Raw genomic sequence first — 18,056 nt, forward strand, 5'->3', positions numbered from 1 at the left:
GGCGGCGGGGGGCGTGACGGGCTACTGCCCGTTGGCCGCGGCGGCCGCCTGGGTCTCGCCGCGGCGCCGGATCTGTCCGTACGTGGAGCTGCTGAGGTCGTCGCCGGCGGTGAAGACGGCCTTGTCCTTCTCCGTGACGTCCTTGCCGTCGGTGAAGCCGGAGAGGGTGAAGTAGGCGTAGCGGCCGTAGGAGTTGGCGGTCGTGCGGCAGACCGTCGTACGGCAGAAGGCGGGGACACCGTCACCGGACAGGGAGACGATGGTGCTCTGCTTGTCCCAGTCGTCCTTGACCTTGGTCGCCTTGGCCTCGGTGTCGAACAGGGCGACGCCGATGGTGGTCGCGACCTTCTCCCGGAAGTAGGTCACGCGCATGAAGCGGGTGCAGCCGTTGTCCGTGAGGAGCTTGTCGAGGGTGCCCTGGACGACCGAGGCGCAGTCCTTCGTCGAGGCTGTGGCGCCCTTGCGGTAGACGACACCCTCGCGCTTGGTGAACTGGGAGCCCGGGAAGAGGATGTCCGGGCTGATCGGCGCCTTGTCCTTGCCCGAGCTGGAGATGAAGTCCTTCGGGTTCAGCGGGGGCGGGGCCGACGTCGGTGCGAACGACGGGTCCGTCTTGGCGCTGGCGCTCGGTATGCCCTGCGTGGCCGGCGGGTCGTTCGGGCCGTTGGCCGTGGTGCTGCCGCCGTGGTCGGTGTTGACGACGGCCACCGCCACGGCGACGCCTATGCCGACCGTGGCGAGGGCGCCGCCGACGATCAGCAGGAGTCTGCGGCGCCTGTTGCGTGTCTCGGACTGCTCGGCGAGTGACGCCCAGTCCGGGGTCTGGTTACTGGAGGAACTCCACTGATTGTCCCACGGATTGTGGGAACCCCCGGGGCTCCACTGAGACCCCCCCTGCCCAAAGCTCATGGGCCGCAGTTTAGACGGGCGAGGGGAGGCCTTCTTCAGTTATGGGTCACGCCTTGGTACCGCGTTACTCCGCGGTACCGGGTTACGCCTTGTCCTTCCAGCTGGCCACGAGCTTGTACGAGTTGTGGTCGTTCAGCTTCGTGTACGAGGAGACGTTGATGTCGAGCTTGTGCCCGTTCTTGAACTTCATGTCGCAGGTCTTGGTCTTGCCCTTGCCCTTGACGTGGCAGGTGTCGAACGTCGGGTTCTTCGCGGACTCGTCGTAGACGGAGACGTAGAGACCGGTCTTGCCCGCCTTCTTGTCCCAGATCTTGAGGATCTCGCCCTTGGACGTGAACTTCACCTCGCCGCCGGGCACCGAGTAGTAGCTCGACGCGGACGCCGTGCCGGCGCTGCCCAGGGTCAGGGCGACACCGGCCGCCACGATCGCGGCGGCAACGTTCTTGCGAAACTTCATATGTGAACCCCGTTGGTTTGCAGATTGCATGCCTGAACCGCGTGCCTCGCGGCACGTGGGGCCGGATCGTATCGAACCCGTGGGCGAAGTGGATCAACGGGTGCGTGGCCCCAGGCCCGGGGTCGTTTTGACCCGTCCGGGGCCGCGCGAGTACTCTTGCCGATTGTTATGCGTACTGGCTTGGTCGCTCTCAGGCGAGAAGCCCTTACGCGGGTTCCCTGGAGCAGTTACCAGTGGGCGGCATACGGGCAGCGTTCCCGGCACTGTCGTCCCCAGCTGCACGATCGCTTCAGTGATGCCATGTGTCACCATCCATCCACTGAAGAAGAAGGCTGCGAAGTGCGTACGTACAGCCCCAAGCCCGGCGATGTGACTCGCCAGTGGCACGTCATCGACGCACAGGACATCGTCCTGGGCCGTCTGGCTACCACTGCGGCGAACCTCCTCCGCGGCAAGCACAAGCCGACCTATGCCCCTCACATGGACATGGGTGACTTCGTCATCATCATCAACGCCGACAAGGTTCACCTGTCCGGCAACAAGAAGACCCAGAAGCTGGCGTACCGCCACTCCGGTTACCCGGGTGGTCTGCGCTCCGTCCGTTACGACGAGCTGCTGGCGAAGAACCCCGAGAAGGCCGTCGAGAAGGCCATCAAGGGCATGATCCCCAAGAACTCCCTGGGCCGTCAGATGCTCTCGAAGCTGAAGGTCTACTCGGGCGACCAGCACCCCCACGCTGCACAGCAGCCGGTGCCGTTCGAGATCACCCAGGTCGCGCAGTAGTTCCGGCCACACCCCCAAACAGAAAAGATCTGAGGAGAATCGTGGCCGAGACCACTGCCGAGCAGCCGCTCGAAGAGCTTGACATCGACAGCTACACCACGGAGTCGGACGTCCCCGTCGAGGGCGAGTACACCTCCGAGTCCATGGCCTCCCGCTTCGGCGACCCGCAGCCGGCCGCCGGCCTGGGCCGTCGCAAGAACGCCATCGCCCGCGTCCGGATCGTCCCGGGCTCCGGCAAGTGGAAGATCAACGGTCGCACCCTTGAGGACTACTTCCCCAACAAGGTGCACCAGCAGGAAGTCAACGAGCCCTTCAAGGTGCTGGAGCTCGAGGGCCGCTACGACGTCATCGCCCGCATCGCCGGTGGCGGTGTCTCCGGTCAGGCCGGTGCGCTCCGTCTCGGTGTCGCCCGCGCGCTGAACGAGGCCGACGTCGACAACAACCGTGGCGCCCTCAAGAAGGCCGGCTTCCTCCGCCGCGACGACCGTGCGGTCGAGCGCAAGAAGGCCGGTCTGAAGAAGGCCCGCAAGGCTCCGCAGTACAGCAAGCGCTAAATCACGCTCGCGCCGCTGGGCGCGATCCGCGTGCGTCGCGCATTGCGCGTATCGCCCCGGTGGCACGTATTCGTGCCGCCGGGGCGGTTTGCTTGGCAGGGCGTACCAGCACGCGTCCCTTCATCGCAGGCTTATACACAGACTGTCGGTACAACCCCGAAAGGGGGAGGACAGTCTCAGGGGATGTACTTGGTCAGGGGAATGCCGGGACACTCGTGACCATCAGTACGAGCCGCACATTCTGAGCAATTTCGGAGGACACCACAGTGGGACGACTCTTCGGCACGGACGGCGTGCGCGGTGTCGCCAACGCGGATCTGACGGCCGAGCTCGCGCTCGGACTCTCCGTCGCGGCGGCACACGTACTCGCCGAGGCGGGAACCTTCGAGGGCCACAAGCCGGTGGCGGTGGTCGGGCGGGATCCGCGAGCGTCCGGGGAGTTCCTGGAGGCGGCCGTCGTGGCCGGCCTCGCCAGCGCGGGCGTCGACGTGCTGCGTGTCGGTGTGCTGCCCACCCCCGCGGTGGCGTTCCTCACCGGCGAGCTGGGCGCCGACCTCGGTGTGATGCTCTCCGCCAGCCACAACGCGATGCCCGACAACGGGGTCAAGTTCTTCGCCCGCGGCGGTCACAAGCTCGCCGACGAGCTGGAGGACAAGATCGAGGGCGTCTACGAGGAGCACCGCACCGGGGCTCCCTGGGAGCGACCCACGGGTGCGGGCGTCGGGCGCGTCCGGTCCTACGACGACGGCTTCGGGCAGTACGTCGAGCACCTGCTCGCGGCCCTCCCCAACCGGCTCGACGGTCTGAAGATCGTCCTGGACGAGGCGCACGGCGCCGCCGCCGGGGTCTCGCCGGAGGTGTTCACCCGCGCCGGCGCCGAGATTGTCACGATCGGGGCCGAGCCGGACGGGCTCAACATCAACGACGGGTGCGGGTCGACGCACCTCGGGCCGCTGAAGGCCGCCGTCCTGGAGCACGGGGCGCACCTCGGGATCGCGCACGACGGGGACGCGGACCGGTGCCTGGCCGTGGACCACGAGGGCAACGAGGTCGACGGGGACCAGATCCTCGCCGTTCTCGCGCTGGCCATGCGGGAGCGCGGCGAGCTGCGGTCCGACACCGTGGTCGCCACTGTGATGTCCAACCTCGGGTTCAAGCTGGCGCTGGAGCGGGAGGGGCTGCGGCTGGTGCAGGCCGCGGTCGGTGACCGGTACGTGCTGGAGGAGATGAAGGAGCACGGGTACGCGCTCGGGGGCGAGCAGTCCGGGCACGTGATCATCTCCGACCACGCGACGACGGGTGACGGCACGCTGACAGGGCTGCTGCTGGCGGCGCGGGTCGCGCAGACGGGCCGTACGCTCCAGGAGCTGGCCGGGGTGATGGAGCGGCTGCCGCAGGTGCTCGTCAACGTGCCGGACGTGGACCGGTCGCGGGTGTCCACGTCCGCGGAGCTGGCGGCGGCGGTCGGGGAGGCCGAGGCCGAACTGGGTTCCACGGGGCGGGTGTTGCTGCGACCGTCCGGGACCGAGCCGCTGGTGCGGGTGATGGTGGAAGCTGCCGACATCGAGCAGGCTCGGGCTGTGGCCGGGCGGCTGGCCGATGTGGTGAAGTCCGCGCTCGGGTAGGGCCGGGGGTTGTGCGTTCCGGGTAGGTCCGGGGTTCGTTCCGGGGCTTGTTCCGGGTAGGTCCGGGGTTCGTCCCGGGGTTTGTTCCGGGTAGGGGCGTGGGGTTCTGTGCTTGGCGGGCTGCGGGATTCGTCGTGGCTTGTCGCGCAGTTCCCCGCGCCCCTTCTTGTGCGGGCCCCGGCTATGACGTGCTGCGTTGCCTTGCCCACAGCCACTTCTGGAGGAGGAGGGTGAGGGTGCCTGCCAGGAGGATGCCCAGGAGGTTGAGGAGCAGTTGCTCCGTGGAGCCCACCGTCTGCTTCGTGTCGCCGTAGGCCAGGGCCACCGCCGCGTTCGCGGCGGCCGGGACCGTGGTGACCGAGATGGCCACGCCCACCAGGGCTCCGGACTTGGCCGAGGTCAGGGAGAGGGTACCGGCGATGCCCGCCAGGACCGCCACGATGAAGGAGAAGGCGTCGGGGGCGTAGACGAAGGCGGTGTTGGGGCGGTCGGCATCCAGTTTGGCCTCGGTGAAGTACCCGAGTGCGTCCATGAAGAGGCTGAAGACGACCGTCACCGCCATGGCCGCCGCGAAGCCCACGAGGAGCGCCATCAGGGAGCGCAGGGCGAGGCGCGGTTGGCGCTGGACGATGGACGTGCTGATGCCGGCCAGGGGGCCGAACTCCGGGCCGACGGCCATCGCGCCGACGATCAGGACCGCGTTGTCGAGGACCACACCGCAGGCCGCGATCATCGTGGCGAGGGTGATGAAGGCGACGTAGGTGACGGAGAGCGTCGACTCTTCTTGGGTCGCGTCCGTCAGGTGCTCCCAGAGGACCGCGTCGGCGGCCTCGCCCGGTGCGTCGTCCGCGGCCTTGTCGGCGCGCTCGGAGAGCGACAGGTCGATGTTCTCGACGGCGATGGAGCCGGTCCTGTCGAGGTCCAAGGCCCTGAGCTCGCCGATCAGTTCGTCGCCCGCCTCGCGTGCCACGTCGCACATGACGACGTCTCCGGCGGGGTCGCGGGCGGCGCCCGGTACGACGACGAGGTGGGTGCACCCGACCGTGCCCTCGATCAGGCGCACCACGTCGTCGGTCCGGTCGGCCGGGGTGATCAGGCGCAGATGCAGCATGCCCGCACAGTAGCCGGGGCCGGTGACGGGGCTAAAGCTTGCGCAGGCTGAGGCGGCGGACCTTGTGGTCGGCGCCCTTGCGGATGATGAGGGTGGCGCGGCCGCGGGTGGGGGCGATGTTCTCGACCAGGTTGGGCTTGTTGATGGTGCGCCAGAGGGTGCGGGCGTAGTCGAGGGCGTCGTCCTCGGAGACCTGGGTGTACTTGCGGAAGTACGAGTCGGGGTTCTGGAACGCGGTCTGGCGGAGCTTCTTGAACCGGTTGAGGTACCAGCGCTCGATGTCGTCGGCGCCGGCGTCGACGTACACGCTGAAGTCGAAGTAGTCGGCGAGACCGACGCGGGTGCGGCCGTCCTGGCCGGGGAGGGCGGGCTGGAGGACGTTCAGGCCCTCGACGATGAGGATGTCGGGGCGGCGGACGGTCAGCTTCCGGTCGGGGACGATGTCGTAGATGAGGTGGGAGTAGACGGGGGCCGTCACCTCGTCCTTGCCGGCCTTGATGTCGGCGACGAAACGGGTCAGGGCCCGACGGTCGTACGACTCGGGGAAGCCCTTGCGGGAGACCAGGCCGCGCTCCTGGAGGTCCTTCATGGGGAGCAGGAAGCCGTCGGTGGTGACCAGTTCCACGCGCGGGTGTTCGGGCCAGCGGGCCAGGAGGGCCTGGAGGAGGCGGGCGACGGTCGACTTGCCGACGGCCACGGAGCCGGCGACGCCTATGACGAACGGGGTGCCGGACTGGGAGCCCTGCTCGCCCAGGAAGGTGTTCAGGGCGCCGCGCAGGCCGTGGGTGGCGCCGACGTAGAGGTTGAGGAGCCGGGACAGCGGCAGATAGATGTCCCGTACCTCGTCGAGGTCGATGACATCGCCCAGACCGCGCAGCCGTTCGACCTCCTCGGCGTTCAGCGGGAGCGGCGTCTTTTCGCGCAGCGCGCTCCACTCGGCACGGGTGAGGTCGACGTAGGGAGTCGCCTCCGGCCTGGGCCGGTGGGCGCTCCGCGGCAACGAGGAGACCGGTGAGATCACAGTCCATTGTTAACGGAGTTCGAACGGCGTGGCGGGGTGGGGGCCGGTGGGTTCCGTCACGCCGGGCGGGGGCGCGGTCCGGGGTTGTCCCTTCGCTGTGCGTGAACTGTGACGAAGGTATGGACCTCGGGTGGGGGGAGGACTAGCGTCCGGGCGGTCGGGAGGGAGCCGCCTCCCGGTCGACCAGGGGGAAATGGGGGATCGGTATGGCTTTCGGTGGGCGTCTGACATTACGGGGCGCCGTTCGACGGGGGTCTACGCGCGGTGACGCGGAGCTCGCCGGACGGGTGTGCAGCGAGCTCTCGGCGGACCTGCCGGACGAGGATGTGGGCGAGCACCTCGATGACGCGATCGACATGTACCGGATGGGCAGCAAGCCGCGGTGCGAGGAGGTCGAGTACCTGGGGATGGTGCGGGAGGCGATCGACCGGATCGAGGAAGGGGAGTGAGGGCGGTCGAGTCTCGTGGGTGGGGTGTCGCCGGCCGGGTGGGGGTCAGGAGATGACGTCCCGCCAGGCCGCCGGGATCGACTCCGCCACGTCGTGGGCGCCTGCCGGGGCGCCGTTCGCGGCGTAGCGGCCCGCCAGGCCGTGGAGGTAGGCCGCCGTGCTCGCCGCGTCCAGGGGGGAGAGGCCGGCTGCCAGGAGGGAGCCGGCCAGGCCCGAGAGGACGTCGCCGCTGCCCGCCGTCGCCAGCCACGGGGTGCCGGTGGGGTTGGCGCGGACCGGGGAGGTGGGGTCCGGGTCGGCGACGAGGGTGGTGGAGCCCTTGAGGAGCACCGTGGCGTCGTAGGCGCGGGCCAGGTCGCGTACGGCGGTGAGGCGGGCGGACTCGACCTCCTCCCGGGTGATGCCCAGGAGCGCGGCCGCCTCCCCCGCGTGCGGGGTCATCAGGGTCGGGGCCTGACGGGTGCGGACCGTGTCGCGGTCGGCCAGGCGGAGGCCGTCCGCGTCCAGCAGGACCGGGACGTCCGAGGCCAGGGCCTCGGCGACCGGGGCCGGGTCGTCGCCCGCGCCGGGGCCCGCGACCCAGGCCTGGACCCGGCCCGCCTTCTTCGGGCCCGTGTTCGAGACGAGGGTCTCCGGGTAGCGGGCGAGGACCGCTTCGGTGGCGGCGCCCACGTAGCGGACGGCGCCCGCGCCGCCCCGCAGGGCGCCCGCGACCGCGAGGACCGCCGCGCCCGGGTAGCGGGACGAGCCCGCCGCGATGCCCACGACTCCCCTGCGGTACTTGTCGCTCTCGCCGGCGGGGCGGGGGAGGAGGGCGGCCACGTCGGCGTGCTGGAGGGACTCCAGGGCCGGGGTGGGCGGGAGCGTCTCCGCCAGGCCGATGTCGATCAGGCGGACCGAGCCGGCGTACTCGCGGGCCGGGTCGATGAGGAGGCCCGGTTTGTGGGTGCCGAAGGTCACGGTGAGGTCGGCGCGGACGGCTGCGCCGTGCACCTCGCCGGTGTCGGGCTCGATGCCGGACGGGAGGTCGACGGCGACGACCAAGGCCCGTGCGGTGGCGGCGAGTTCGGCGAGCGGCGCGGCGTCGGGGCGGAGGCCGCCCTTGCCGCCGATGCCGACGATGCCGTCCAGGACCAGATCGGCCCGGTGGATGGCGTGGGCCGCCTCGTGGGGCGGGAGCACGGTGCCGCCCGCTCGGCGCAGGGCCGTCAGGGCGGCGGGGTGGGTGCGGTCGGGGGTGAGGAGTACGGCGGTGACGCCCGCGCCTCGCCTTGCCAGGCGTGCGGCGGCGTACAGGGCGTCGCCGCCGTTGTCGCCGCTGCCGGTGAGGACGACGACGCGGGTGCCGTAGACCCGGCCGAGGAGGTCGGCGCAGGCCGTGGCCAGGCCGGCGGCGGCGCGTTGCATCAGGGCGCCGTCGGGGAGGCGGGCCATGAGGGTGCGTTCGGCTGTGCGGACGGTTTCTACGCGGTGGGCTGAGCGCATGTGACGAGTGTGCCTTGTTCTTGGGGCGGCGGGGGGTGGCTGGGGGGCCGTTGGGTTTACGGGCGCCCTCTGCTGTAGCTGGGCGGGGTTGGGGTCCGCTGCTCGGCGGTTACGAGGCGCCGCCTGCGCCCACCCTCCCCCACTCTCGGCTTCGCCCGAGCGGGAGGTGCCCTCATCGCCCCAGCGGCACGATTGCCCGCAAGGAGGGGGAGGGGGAGGGGGACACCTTCACCCCGTCATCCCTCCGCGATCACCACCGCCGAGGCCACCCCCGCGTCGTGGCTCAGGGAGATGTGCCAGGACTGGACGCCCAGTTCGGAGGCGCGGGACGCGACCGTGCCGGTGACGCGGAGGCGGGGCTGGCCGGACGGCTCGACGTAGACCTCCGCGTCGGTCCAGCGCAGGCCGCTCGGCGCGCCGAGGGCCTTGGCGAGGGCCTCCTTCGCCGCGAACCGTGCCGCCAGGGAGGCGATGCCCCGGCGCTCGCCGCTGGGGAGGAGCAGTTCGCCGGGGAGGAAGAGGCGGTCGGCCATGCTGGGAGTGCGCTCCAGCGAGGCACGGAAACGGTCGATCTCGGCGACGTCGATGCCGACTCCGATGATGGGCATGATCCGCACCCTAGCCCCAGCCCCAGCGGTGCGGGCCGCGGCCGCTCACTCCACCGTCACCGACTTCGCCAGGTTGCGCGGCTGGTCCACCTCGTTGCCGCGGGCCGTGGCCAGTTCGCAGGCGAAGACCTGGAGGGGGACCGTGGCGACCAGGGGCTGCAGGAGCGTCGGGGTCGCCGGGACGCGGATCAGGTGGTCGGCGTAGGGGACGACCGCCTCGTCGCCCTCCTCCGCGATGACGATCGTGCGGGCGCCCCGCGCGCGGATCTCCTGGATGTTGGAGACGATCTTGTCGTGGAGGAGGGAGCGGCCCGCCGGGGAGGGGACCACGACGACCACCGGGAGGTCCTCCTCGATCAGGGCGATCGGACCGTGCTTCAGCTCGCCCGCCGCGAAGCCCTCCGCGTGCATATAGGCCAACTCCTTGAGTTTCAGGGCGCCTTCCAGGGCGACCGGATACCCCACGTGGCGGCCCAGGAACAGCACCGTGTTCTTGTCGGCCAGGGTGCGGGCCAACTCCCGTACCGGCTCCATCGTTTCGAGCACCCGCTCCACCTCGCACGAGATCCGGGACAGGTCGCGGATCACGGCCCGGATCTCGTCGCCCCACTTGGTGCCCCGTACCTGCCCGAGATACAGCGCCACCAGGTAGCACGCCACCAACTGGGTGAGGAACGCCTTCGTCGAGGCGACCGCCACCTCGGGGCCCGCGTGGGTGTAGAGGACCGCGTCGGACTCGCGGGGGATCGTCGAGCCGTTGGTGTTGCAGATGGCGAGGACCCGGGCGTCCTGCTCGCGGGCGTGCCGCAGCGCCATCAGCGTGTCCATGGTCTCGCCGGACTGGGAGATGGCGATGACCAGGGTGCGCGGGCCGAGGATCGGGTCGCGGTAGCGGAACTCGCTCGCCAGCTCCACCTCGCACGGGATACGGGTCCAGTGCTCGATGGCGTACTTGGCGATGAGGCCCGCGTGGAACGCCGTACCGCAGGCGACGATGACCACCTTGTCCAGCTCGCGCAGCTCCCGGTCGGGGATGCGGACCTCGTCCAGGGACAGCGAGCCCGCGGCGTCGATCCGGCCGAGGAGCGTGTCGGCGACCGCCTTGGGCTGCTCGGCGATCTCCTTGAGCATGAAGTAGTCGTAGCCGCCCTTCTCCGCCGCCGACGCGTCCCAGTCGACGTGGTACGAGCGGACGTCTGCGGGGCGGCCGTCGAAGGTGGTCACCGTCACACCGTCGCGGCGCAGTTCGACCACCTGGTCCTGGCCCAGCTCGATCGCGGAGCGGGTGTGGGCGATGAACGCGGCCACGTCCGACGCGAGGAAGGCCTCGCCCTCGCCGACGCCGACCACCAGGGGCGAGTTGCGGCGGGCGCCCACGACCACGTCCGGCGCGTCCGCGTGCACCGCGACCAGGGTGAACGCGCCCTCCAGGCGCCGGCACACCAGCCGCATCGCCTCCGCGAGGTCGTCGCAGGAGGAGAACTCCTCGGCGAGGAGGTGGGCGACGACCTCGGTGTCCGTCTCGGAGGTGAGGGTGTGGCCCCGCTCGGCCAGTTCGGCGCGCAGCGCGGCGAAGTTCTCGATGATGCCGTTGTGGACGACGGCGACCCGGCCCGCGTTGTCGAGGTGCGGGTGGGCGTTGGCGTCCGTGGGGCCGCCGTGGGTGGCCCAGCGGGTGTGGCCGATGCCGGTCGAGCCCGTCGGCAGCGGGCGGCCGACCAGCTCCTTCTCCAGGTTGACCAGTTTCCCGGCCTTCTTCGCGGCGGCGAGGCCCCCGTCGGCGAGCACTGCCACGCCGGCGGAGTCGTACCCGCGGTACTCCAGCCGCTTCAGTCCGGCGAGGACCACGTCGAGGGCGGACTGCGAGCCGACGTATCCCACGATTCCGCACATAGCAACCCCTGTGTTGTGCCGTGTTGTGCCGTTTGCGACCTGTCGTGTGTCGTGGGTGACTGTACGTGACAGTTCGGCGGCGAGTCAGTGCATCGCGTTCGGGGTGGGTGGTTTCTGTGCGTGGCGGAGTGCGGGTGTGTCGTGGCTGGTCGCGCCCACGCGGGGGAGCCGCAGATCGATACCGCGCCGTGCCCCTCATCGAACCGGGCTGCGCCCGTCCGATGAGGCTGCCATGCCCAATGCGACACTGGGGCTGACATGAGTGAGACAGCACCTGTGCCGCACGCGCCCCTTCGGGCCCGGGCGGAGATCGATCTGGATGCCCTGCGGGCCAATGTGCGGACGTTGCGCGCCTCGGCCCCGGGCGCCGCGCTGATGGCCGTGGTCAAGTCCGACGCCTACGGCCACGGCGCGGTGCGCTGTGCGCGGGCGGCGGTCGAGGCGGGGGCCACCTGGCTGGGGACGGCCACGCCCGAGGAGGCGTTGGCCCTGCGCGCGGCGGGGTTGTCGGGGCGGCTGATGTGCTGGCTGTGGGCGCCGGGCGGGCCCTGGCGCGAGGCGATCGAGGCGGATCTCGATGTCGCGGTCAGCGGGTTGTGGGCGCTGCGGGAGGTCGCCGAAGCGGCGCGGCAGGCAGGCCTGCGCGCCCGGGTGCAGCTGAAGGCCGACACCGGGCTCGGACGCAACGGCTGCCAGCCCGAGGACTGGCCGGAGTTGGTCGCCGAGGCGCTGCGAGCGGAGGCCGAGGGCCTCGTGAGGGTCACCGGACTCTGGTCGCACCTCGCGTGCGCCGACGAGCCGGGGCACCCCTCCATCGACGCCCAGCTCACCCGCTTCCGCGACATGGTCGCGTACGCGGAGGGCCGGGGCGTCCGCCCCGAGGTGCGGCACATCGCCAACTCGCCCGCCACGCTCACCCGGCCGGACGCGCACTTCGATCTCGTACGGACGGGCATCGCGGTCTACGGCATCTCGCCCAGCCCGGAGCTGGGCAGCTCCGCCGACCTCGGGCTGCGGCCCGTGATGCGGCTCAGCGCCTCGCTGGCGCTGGTCAAGCACGTCACCGCCGGGCACGGCGTCAGCTACGGGCACCACTACGTCACTCCGGGCGCCACGACCCTCGGTCTGGTCCCGGTCGGCTACGCGGACGGCATCCCCCGGCACGCCTCCGGCAGCGGGCCCGTGCTGGTCGGCGGCAAGTGGCGGACGGTCGCGGGCCGGGTGGCCATGGACCAGTTCGTCGTCGACCTCGGCGGGGACGAACCCGCAGCCGGGGACGAGGTCGTGCTGTTCGGCTCCGGGGAGGGCGGTGAACCGACCGCCGAGGACTGGGCGAAGGCGGCCGGGACCATCGCGTACGAGATCGTCACGCGCATCGGAACCCGCGTCCCGCGCGTCTACGTCAACACGGGTGAGTGAGCGGGCGCGCAGGACCGGGGCCCGTGAGGATGGAAATCCCGGGCAGCCGAGCACGAGTAAGGGCACGAGCAGGGCACGAGTAAGTGCATGACCAAGCGCTCGAGTAAGTGCATGAGCAAGTACATGAGTACGTGAAAGACGAACGAGACGGGTAACTCCGTACAGGCGTGCGGAGCGAGAGTAGTACCGAACAGGTCGGCGAAGAGGAGCGGGACGTGAGCGAGAGCAGCGCCGAGGCCGTGGAGGCCGTGGCGAGCGCGGCCGCCGCCACGGCCGCTTCCGGCGACGGGATCTGGCGCAGAGCCGGGGTCGCGGGGGCGGCGATAGGCGTCGTCGCGGCGGGCGCGGCGGCCGGTGTCGCCATAGAGCGGCTCACCGTCGGGCGCGGCATGCGCCGGAAGGCCCGTCTGGCGCTCGATTCCACCGGCCCGTACGGGGCGCTGCGCGGCGTCCCCGCCAAGGCGGTGGCCGACGACGGCACCGAGCTGTACTACGAGGTCGACGACGTCGAGCCCGAGGCGGGTCTCTCGCCCCGCAGGCGCCGCCTGTTCGGCCGCAAGGCCCCGGCCCCCGTCACCGTCGTCTTCAGCCACGGCTACTGCCTCAACCAGGACTCCTGGCACTTCCAGCGGGCCGCGCTGCGCGGTGTCGTGCGGACCGTGCACTGGGACCAGCGCAGCCACGGCCGTTCCGGGCGCGGGGCGGCCCAGCTGCGCGACGGGCTGCCGGTCACCATCGACCAGCTCGGCCGTGACCTCAAGGCCGTCATCGACGCGGCGGTGCCCGAGGGGCCCATCGTGCTCGTCGGCCACTCCATGGGCGGTATGACCGTGATGGCGCTGGCCGCGCACTACCCCGAGCTGATCCGTGAGCGGGTCGTCGCCGTCGCGCTGGTCGGTACGTCGTCGGGGCGGCTCGGCGAGGTCAACTTCGGGCTGCCCGTCGCCGGCGTCAACGCGGTGCGGAGGGTGCTGCCGGGGGTGCTGAGGGCGCTCGGGCAGCAGGCCGCGCTGGTGGAGCGGGGACGGCGGGCGACGGCCGATCTGTTCGCCGGGATCATCAAGCGGTATTCGTTCGCGTCGCGGGACGTCGACCCGGCGGTCGCGCGGTTCGCCGAACGGATGATCGAGGGCACGCCCATCGACGTCGTCGCCGAGTTCTACCCGGCGTTCACCGAGCACGACAAGACCGAGGCGCTGGCGACCTTCACCGAGCTGCCGGTGCTCGTGCTGGCCGGGGTCAAGGACCTGGTCACCCCGAGCGAGCACAGCGAGGCCATCGCCGATCTGCTGCCGGACGCGGAGCTGGTGCTCGTGCCGGACGCGGGGCATCTGGTGATGCTGGAGCACCCCGAGGTGGTGACCGACCGGCTGGCCGACCTGCTCACCCGCGCGGGGGCCGTGCCGGCGGGGGCTACCGTAAGTGGTTATGGAAGCGCCAGCAGCACCGCACGTCCCGGGTGAGTCCGGGGCGGCTCTTCAGATCACCGTCCAGTCGCCCGACCAGATGCTGGAGCTGGGCCGTCGCCTGGCCAAGCTCCTGCGTGCGGGTGATCTCGTGATGCTCAACGGGGAGTTGGGCGCCGGGAAGACGACGCTCACCCGGGGGCTCGGCGAGGGGCTCGGGGTGCGCGGGGCCGTCACCTCGCCGACCTTCGTCATCGCCCGGGTCCATCCGTCGCTCGGGGCGGGGCCGCCGCTCGTCCATGTCGACGCGTACCGCCTGGGCGGCGGGCTGGACGAGATGGAGGATCTCGACCTCGATGTCTCGCTGCCGGATTCGGTGATCGTCGTCGAGTGGGGCGAGGGCAAGGTCGAGGAGTTGACCGACGACCGGCTGAATGTCGTCATCCACCGGGCGGTCGGGGACACGACGGACGAGGTACGGCATGTGGCGGTCACCGGACTGGGTGAACGGTGGGCGGCCGTGGAGCTCGGGGCGCTGTCCGCGTAACGGCTGGTGGACGTGTCGTCACCGCCCGTCGGTCCGGCTGTCGGTCCCGACATCGGTCCGGCTGTCGTCTGTTCCGACAAGCTGTCGGCAAGATGTTGCGTCGGCCGTCCTCGGCGTGGTCACATGGTAACCAGTCCTTGGTTAGGTGTACCTAACTTGGTTGCCGTGGCACCAGGAGGCGTCCATGCCTACAGCAGAGCGGGTTCCCTCCGGGGCGGGCGGGGTGTCGATGTGGGACCTTTTGGCGTCCTGTGCGGCGGCGAAGGTCATTTCCACGCCGCCGCCGGCTCCGCCGGTCAAGCAGGAGGAGCGTGGGCCTGGGGATCGACGGTGCCCCAAGGCTGCGTAGGCGTTTGCGCTCCGGGCGGGGTGGTTGTGGTGGTGGGGCGGCTGCGGGTTCGGTGGGGGTTCTCGCGCAGTTCCCCGTGCCCCTGAGCGGAGCGGCGGGCGCTGCAGGCGGCCAGAAGGGCAGGGCCCCCTACTCCACCACGACCACCTTCGTGCCGATGCCTGCGAAGAGCCACATCGCCTTGCCGTCCTTGCGGGACTCCCGGATGCCGCCCGTCTTCGTGGTGGGGTCGGGGCGGGGGGTGGAGCCGTCGACCGCCGCGCTGAAGCCCACCGAGATGCCGTCGACCGAGGCGAAGCGGACGACGTGCTCGATCGGGGTGCCGTCCGATCCGGTGATGGCGGCCGAGCGGGACGAGACCGTGTACGTGGCGGGAGTGGGGTCGACCGTGCTCGGGGTGACCTCGAACGTGCGGGTGACCTTCTCGTTGGCGCCGACCAGCCAGACACGGTCCTCGTCGAGGGAGTAGACGACCCGCTCGCCGGTGCCCGAGTCGTCGGGGAGGACCTCGTCGGTGTCCTTCTTCCCCTTGCCGGGAGCCTTGGACTGCTTGGCCTTCGGAGACTTTGATGCGGACGGTTTCCCCAGGTCGTCCGGCGCTTTCGCCGACGCCTGGTAGGTGAGGAAACCGACTGCGGCGATGGCCGCCGCGGTGAGCCCGGCCACGAATCCCGAGCTGCTACTGGCCACCTTCTGCGCCCACCTCTCGTACCCACGTACGCCCTTGAAGTACGTCTGTGCTGTGACGGTAGCAGCAGGGGGAGCGTGCACCGGGTCGGCCGTGGCCCGGGCCGAAGCGCCGTAGGCTGTTTGCGTGCTCTTGCTCGCTCTGGATACCGCCACCCCCGCCGTCACCGTCGCGCTGCACGACGGGACGGATGTCGTCGCCTCGTCGAGCCAGGTGGACGCGCGACGCCACGGAGAACTCCTGCTGCCCGCCGTCGACCGGGTCCTCGCCGAGGCGGGCACCCGCCTCGACGCCGTCACCGGCATCGTCGTGGGCATCGGTCCCGGCCCCTACACCGGGCTGCGCGTCGGCCTCATGACCGCCGACACCTTCGGCCTCGCCCTCGGGGTCCCCGTCCACGGTCTGTGCACCCTCGACGGGCTCGCGTACGCGGCCGGGGCCGAGGGGACCGTCGAGGGGCCGTTCGTGGTCGCCACCGACGCCCGGCGCAAGGAGGTGTACTGGGCGCGGTACGAGGACGCGCGCACGAGAGCGACCGAGCCGGCCGTCGACCGGCCCGCCGAGATCGCGGACACGGTGGCCGGCCTCCCCGCCGTGGGGGCGGGCGCGCTGCTGTACCCCGACACCTTCACCGACGCCCGCGCGCCCGAGCACGTCAGTGCCGCCGCCCTCGCCGCGCTCGCCGCGGAACGGCTCGCGGCCGGCGAGGAGCTGCCGGCGCCCCGGCCGCTGTACCTGCGCCGGCCCGACGCTCAGGTCCCCAAGAACTACAAGGTGGTCACCCCCAAGTGACGACCTCGGTGCTGCGCGAGATGCGCTGGTGGGACATCGAGCCCGTCCTGGAGCTGGAGAAGGACCTCTTCCCCGAGGACGCCTGGTCCCGGGGCATGTTCTGGTCGGACCTCGCCCACGCGCGGGGCCCGAACGCCACCCGTCGGTACGTGGTCGCCGTGTCCCCGGACGAGGACGGGCGGATCGTCGGCTACGGAGGTCTGGCCTCCGCCGGGGACACCGCCGACGTCCAGACCATCGCCGTCGCCCGGGAGCACTGGGGCACCGGCCTCGGCGCGCTGATCCTCACCGAGCTGCTGCGGGCCGCCACCGCCTTCGAGTGCGCCCAGGTGATGCTCGAATGCCGGGTCGACAACGTCCGCGCCCAGAAGCTCTACGAACGCTTCGGCTTCGAGGCGATCGGCTTCCGCCGCGGCTACTACCAGCCGGGGAACGTGGACGCGCTGGTCATGCGCCTCAACGACCCTTCCACATCCGTACAAGGAACCGAGATCAATGGCTAGGGATGGCAAGGTCAATGGCTGACGAACCGCTGGTCCTGGGGATCGAGACCTCCTGCGACGAGACCGGCGTCGGCGTCGTGCGCGGGACGACCCTGCTGGCCGACGCGATCGCGTCGAGCGTCGACGAGCACGCCCGGTTCGGTGGCGTGGTGCCCGAGGTCGCCTCCCGGGCGCACCTGGAGGCGATGGTCCCGACCATCGACCGCGCGCTGCAGGAAGCGGGGGTGAGCGCGAAGGACCTGGACGGGATCGCCGTCACCGCCGGGCCGGGGCTCGCGGGCGCGCTCCTGGTGGGCGTCTCGGCCGCCAAGGCGTACGCGTACGCGCTGGGCAAGCCGCTCTACGGGGTGAACCACCTGGCCTCCCACATCTGCGTCGACCAGCTGGAGCACGGGGCGCTGCCCGAGCCGACGATGGCGCTGCTGGTGTCCGGCGGCCACTCGTCGCTGCTGCTGTCGACGGACATCACGTCGGACGTCCGGCCGATGGGCGCGACCATCGACGACGCGGCGGGCGAGGCCTTCGACAAGATCGCGCGCGTGCTGAACCTCGGGTTCCCGGGCGGCCCGGTCATCGACCGGTACGCGAAGGAGGGGGACCCTACGGCCATCGCCTTCCCGCGCGGGCTGACCGGGCCCCGCGATCCCGCCTACGACTTCTCCTTCTCCGGGCTGAAGACCGCCGTGGCCCGCTGGATCGAGGCCAAGCGGGCGGCCGGGGAGGACGTTCCGGTGCGGGACGTCGCCGCGTCCTTCCAGGAGGCCGTGGTGGACGTGCTGACCAGGAAGGCCGTACGGGCCTGCCGGGACGAGGGCGTCGACCACCTGATGATCGGCGGCGGTGTCGCCGCCAACTCCCGGCTCCGGGCCCTCGCCCAGGAACGCTGCGAGGCCGCCGGCATCCGACTCCGGGTGCCCCGGCCCAAGTTGTGCACGGACAACGGGGCGATGGTGGCCGCGCTGGGCGCGGAGATGGTCGCGCGGGGGCGCTCCGCTTCGGACTGGGACCTGTCGGCGGACTCTTCGCTGCCGGTGACGGATCCGCATGTGCCGGGGGTCGCTTCCGGGCGCGCGCATGACCACGGGCATGGGCATGGGCACGATCACGTGCACGAGGTCAGCAAGGAGAACCTTTACTCGTGACGGTCGCGCTGATGTGGGAGGCGCGGGCGGTGGCCGGGCGAGGAGAGGAGCTTCTCGCCTGGGCACGGGAGCAGGTCCAGGAGCTTTCCGTACGGCCGGTGCGGCGCGAGACCTTCCGGGCGCCGCAGGACCGGGTGCTGGTCATCACGTGGTGGGACGCGGCGTACGACGCCGAGCTGCCCGAACTGCCGGAGCCGGATGGGGAGTTGGTCAGTCGGGCCGTGCACCGGTGGCGGTTCGAGTCGCTGGGGTCGTGAGTCCGCGTCGGTGCCGGCGTTCGCCGACGAACGGTCGGCTCATCGCTGACGCGAAGGA

General features: G+C 71.1%; 19 protein-coding genes. 11 read left to right on the forward strand and 8 right to left on the reverse strand.

Annotated elements, in window-relative coordinates; all coding sequences use genetic code 11:
* Window positions 1-21: 21 nt before the first annotated feature.
* Both GWK25_RS04235 and GWK25_RS04240 read right to left on the reverse strand, forming a co-directional pair.
* The gene (locus tag GWK25_RS04235) at window positions 22-909 is read right to left on the reverse strand and encodes a hypothetical protein (RefSeq protein WP_215448536.1); all 888 of its coding nucleotides are present in this window, start codon (window positions 907-909) and stop codon (window positions 22-24) included.
* 82 nt (window positions 910-991) lie between these two features.
* Complete coding sequence (locus GWK25_RS04240; RefSeq protein ID WP_215448537.1) at window positions 992-1,366, reverse strand: hypothetical protein; 375 nt, start codon at window positions 1,364-1,366, stop codon at window positions 992-994.
* A gap of 339 nt (window positions 1,367-1,705) precedes the next feature.
* On the opposite strand from GWK25_RS04240, the gene rplM reads away from it, so the two are divergent.
* The 3 genes from rplM to glmM all read left to right on the forward strand — a co-directional run bounded on the left by rplM (window position 1,706) and on the right by glmM (window position 4,328).
* Complete coding sequence (gene rplM / locus GWK25_RS04245; protein WP_033528354.1) at window positions 1,706-2,149, forward strand: 50S ribosomal protein L13; 444 nt, start codon at window positions 1,706-1,708, stop codon at window positions 2,147-2,149.
* Between the two features lie 41 nt (window positions 2,150-2,190).
* Window positions 2,191-2,703, forward strand: a complete 513-nt coding sequence (gene rpsI / locus GWK25_RS04250; RefSeq protein WP_215448538.1) for a 30S ribosomal protein S9 — start codon at window positions 2,191-2,193, stop codon at window positions 2,701-2,703.
* A gap of 266 nt (window positions 2,704-2,969) precedes the next feature.
* Window positions 2,970-4,328, forward strand: a complete 1,359-nt coding sequence (gene glmM / locus GWK25_RS04255; protein WP_215448539.1) for a phosphoglucosamine mutase — start codon at window positions 2,970-2,972, stop codon at window positions 4,326-4,328.
* A 181-nt stretch (window positions 4,329-4,509) separates the two neighbouring features.
* Here glmM and GWK25_RS04260 read toward each other — a convergent pair whose 3' ends face one another.
* Together GWK25_RS04260 and coaA are read right to left on the reverse strand one after the other, a co-directional pair.
* Entirely contained in the window at window positions 4,510-5,439 is a 930-nt protein-coding gene (locus GWK25_RS04260; protein ID WP_215448540.1) for a DUF389 domain-containing protein, read from the reverse strand.
* Window positions 5,440-5,470: 31 nt separating this feature from the next.
* Window positions 5,471-6,460, reverse strand: coding sequence for a type I pantothenate kinase (coaA, locus tag GWK25_RS04265; protein ID WP_215448541.1), 990 nt, complete (start codon window positions 6,458-6,460; stop codon window positions 5,471-5,473).
* Between the two features lie 287 nt (window positions 6,461-6,747).
* On the opposite strand from coaA, the gene GWK25_RS04270 reads away from it, so the two are divergent.
* Window positions 6,748-6,909: a hypothetical protein gene (locus GWK25_RS04270; RefSeq protein ID WP_251830809.1), complete on the forward strand. Its 162-nt coding sequence runs from the start codon at window positions 6,748-6,750 to the stop codon at window positions 6,907-6,909.
* A gap of 45 nt (window positions 6,910-6,954) precedes the next feature.
* Here the strand turns inward: GWK25_RS04270 and GWK25_RS04275 are convergent, their stop codons facing one another.
* From GWK25_RS04275 to glmS, 3 genes are all read right to left on the reverse strand, one after another.
* Entirely contained in the window at window positions 6,955-8,394 is a 1,440-nt protein-coding gene (locus GWK25_RS04275) for an NAD(P)H-hydrate dehydratase (RefSeq protein ID WP_215448543.1), read from the reverse strand.
* Between the two features lie 236 nt (window positions 8,395-8,630).
* Window positions 8,631-9,002, reverse strand: a complete 372-nt coding sequence (locus GWK25_RS04280) for a holo-ACP synthase (protein ID WP_215448544.1) — start codon at window positions 9,000-9,002, stop codon at window positions 8,631-8,633.
* A gap of 45 nt (window positions 9,003-9,047) precedes the next feature.
* Window positions 9,048-10,895, reverse strand: coding sequence for a glutamine--fructose-6-phosphate transaminase (isomerizing) (gene glmS / locus GWK25_RS04285; protein ID WP_215448545.1), 1,848 nt, complete (start codon window positions 10,893-10,895; stop codon window positions 9,048-9,050).
* A 258-nt stretch (window positions 10,896-11,153) separates the two neighbouring features.
* Between glmS and alr the strand changes: the two genes are divergently transcribed.
* The 3 genes from alr to tsaE all read left to right on the forward strand — a co-directional run bounded on the left by alr (window position 11,154) and on the right by tsaE (window position 14,267).
* A complete protein-coding gene (alr, locus tag GWK25_RS04290; RefSeq protein ID WP_215448546.1) occupies window positions 11,154-12,314 on the forward strand; it encodes an alanine racemase in 1,161 nt (386 codons plus the stop codon).
* 215 nt (window positions 12,315-12,529) lie between these two features.
* A complete protein-coding gene (locus GWK25_RS04295; protein WP_215448547.1) occupies window positions 12,530-13,777 on the forward strand; it encodes an alpha/beta fold hydrolase in 1,248 nt (415 codons plus the stop codon).
* Window positions 13,743-14,267, forward strand: a complete 525-nt coding sequence (tsaE, locus tag GWK25_RS04300) for a tRNA (adenosine(37)-N6)-threonylcarbamoyltransferase complex ATPase subunit type 1 TsaE (RefSeq protein WP_215448548.1) — start codon at window positions 13,743-13,745, stop codon at window positions 14,265-14,267. The genes GWK25_RS04295 and tsaE overlap by 35 nt, the downstream gene beginning before the upstream one ends.
* Before the next feature lie 478 nt (window positions 14,268-14,745).
* Here the strand turns inward: tsaE and GWK25_RS04305 are convergent, their stop codons facing one another.
* Entirely contained in the window at window positions 14,746-15,306 is a 561-nt protein-coding gene (locus tag GWK25_RS04305; protein WP_215448549.1) for a hypothetical protein, read from the reverse strand.
* Window positions 15,307-15,430: 124 nt separating this feature from the next.
* Here GWK25_RS04305 and tsaB point away from each other — a divergent pair, with 124 nt between their 5' ends.
* From tsaB to GWK25_RS04325, 4 genes are read left to right on the forward strand one after another with little or no spacing between them, the layout of a single operon-like run.
* The gene (tsaB, locus tag GWK25_RS04310; protein ID WP_215448550.1) at window positions 15,431-16,096 is read left to right on the forward strand and encodes a tRNA (adenosine(37)-N6)-threonylcarbamoyltransferase complex dimerization subunit type 1 TsaB; all 666 of its coding nucleotides are present in this window, start codon (window positions 15,431-15,433) and stop codon (window positions 16,094-16,096) included.
* A gap of 20 nt (window positions 16,097-16,116) precedes the next feature.
* The gene (gene rimI / locus GWK25_RS04315) at window positions 16,117-16,599 is read left to right on the forward strand and encodes a ribosomal protein S18-alanine N-acetyltransferase (protein ID WP_215457192.1); all 483 of its coding nucleotides are present in this window, start codon (window positions 16,117-16,119) and stop codon (window positions 16,597-16,599) included.
* 14 nt (window positions 16,600-16,613) lie between these two features.
* Window positions 16,614-17,741, forward strand: a complete 1,128-nt coding sequence (gene tsaD / locus GWK25_RS04320; RefSeq protein WP_374200591.1) for a tRNA (adenosine(37)-N6)-threonylcarbamoyltransferase complex transferase subunit TsaD — start codon at window positions 16,614-16,616, stop codon at window positions 17,739-17,741.
* Complete coding sequence (locus tag GWK25_RS04325) at window positions 17,738-17,998, forward strand: hypothetical protein (protein ID WP_215448552.1); 261 nt, start codon at window positions 17,738-17,740, stop codon at window positions 17,996-17,998. The genes tsaD and GWK25_RS04325 overlap by 4 nt, the downstream gene beginning before the upstream one ends.
* Window positions 17,999-18,056: the final 58 nt, after the last annotated feature.

The sequence above is a fragment of the Streptomyces sp. ATCC 21386 genome (genome assembly GCF_018728545.1).
GTDB lineage: Bacteria > Actinomycetota > Actinomycetes > Streptomycetales > Streptomycetaceae > Streptomyces.

Bases quoted from the DNA above. Each gene is read 5' to 3' on its own strand.
- GWK25_RS04235 (WP_215448536.1), bottom strand. From the start codon at position 909: ATGAGCTTTGGGCAGGGGGGGTCTCAGTGGAGCCCCGGGGGTTCCCAC.
- GWK25_RS04240 (WP_215448537.1), bottom strand. From the start codon at position 1,366: ATGAAGTTTCGCAAGAACGTTGCCGCCGCGATCGTGGCGGCCGGTGTC.
- GWK25_RS04260 (WP_215448540.1), bottom strand. From the start codon at position 5,439: ATGCTGCATCTGCGCCTGATCACCCCGGCCGACCGGACCGACGACGTG.
- GWK25_RS04275 (WP_215448543.1), bottom strand. From the start codon at position 8,394: ATGCGCTCAGCCCACCGCGTAGAAACCGTCCGCACAGCCGAACGCACC.
- GWK25_RS04280 (WP_215448544.1), bottom strand. From the start codon at position 9,002: ATGCCCATCATCGGAGTCGGCATCGACGTCGCCGAGATCGACCGTTTC.
- glmS (WP_215448545.1), bottom strand. From the start codon at position 10,895: ATGTGCGGAATCGTGGGATACGTCGGCTCGCAGTCCGCCCTCGACGTG.
- alr (WP_215448546.1), top strand. From the start codon at position 11,154: ATGAGTGAGACAGCACCTGTGCCGCACGCGCCCCTTCGGGCCCGGGCG.
- tsaE (WP_215448548.1), top strand. From the start codon at position 13,743: ATGGAAGCGCCAGCAGCACCGCACGTCCCGGGTGAGTCCGGGGCGGCT.
- rimI (WP_215457192.1), top strand. From the start codon at position 16,117: ATGCGCTGGTGGGACATCGAGCCCGTCCTGGAGCTGGAGAAGGACCTC.
- tsaD (WP_374200591.1), top strand. From the start codon at position 16,614: ATGGCTGACGAACCGCTGGTCCTGGGGATCGAGACCTCCTGCGACGAG.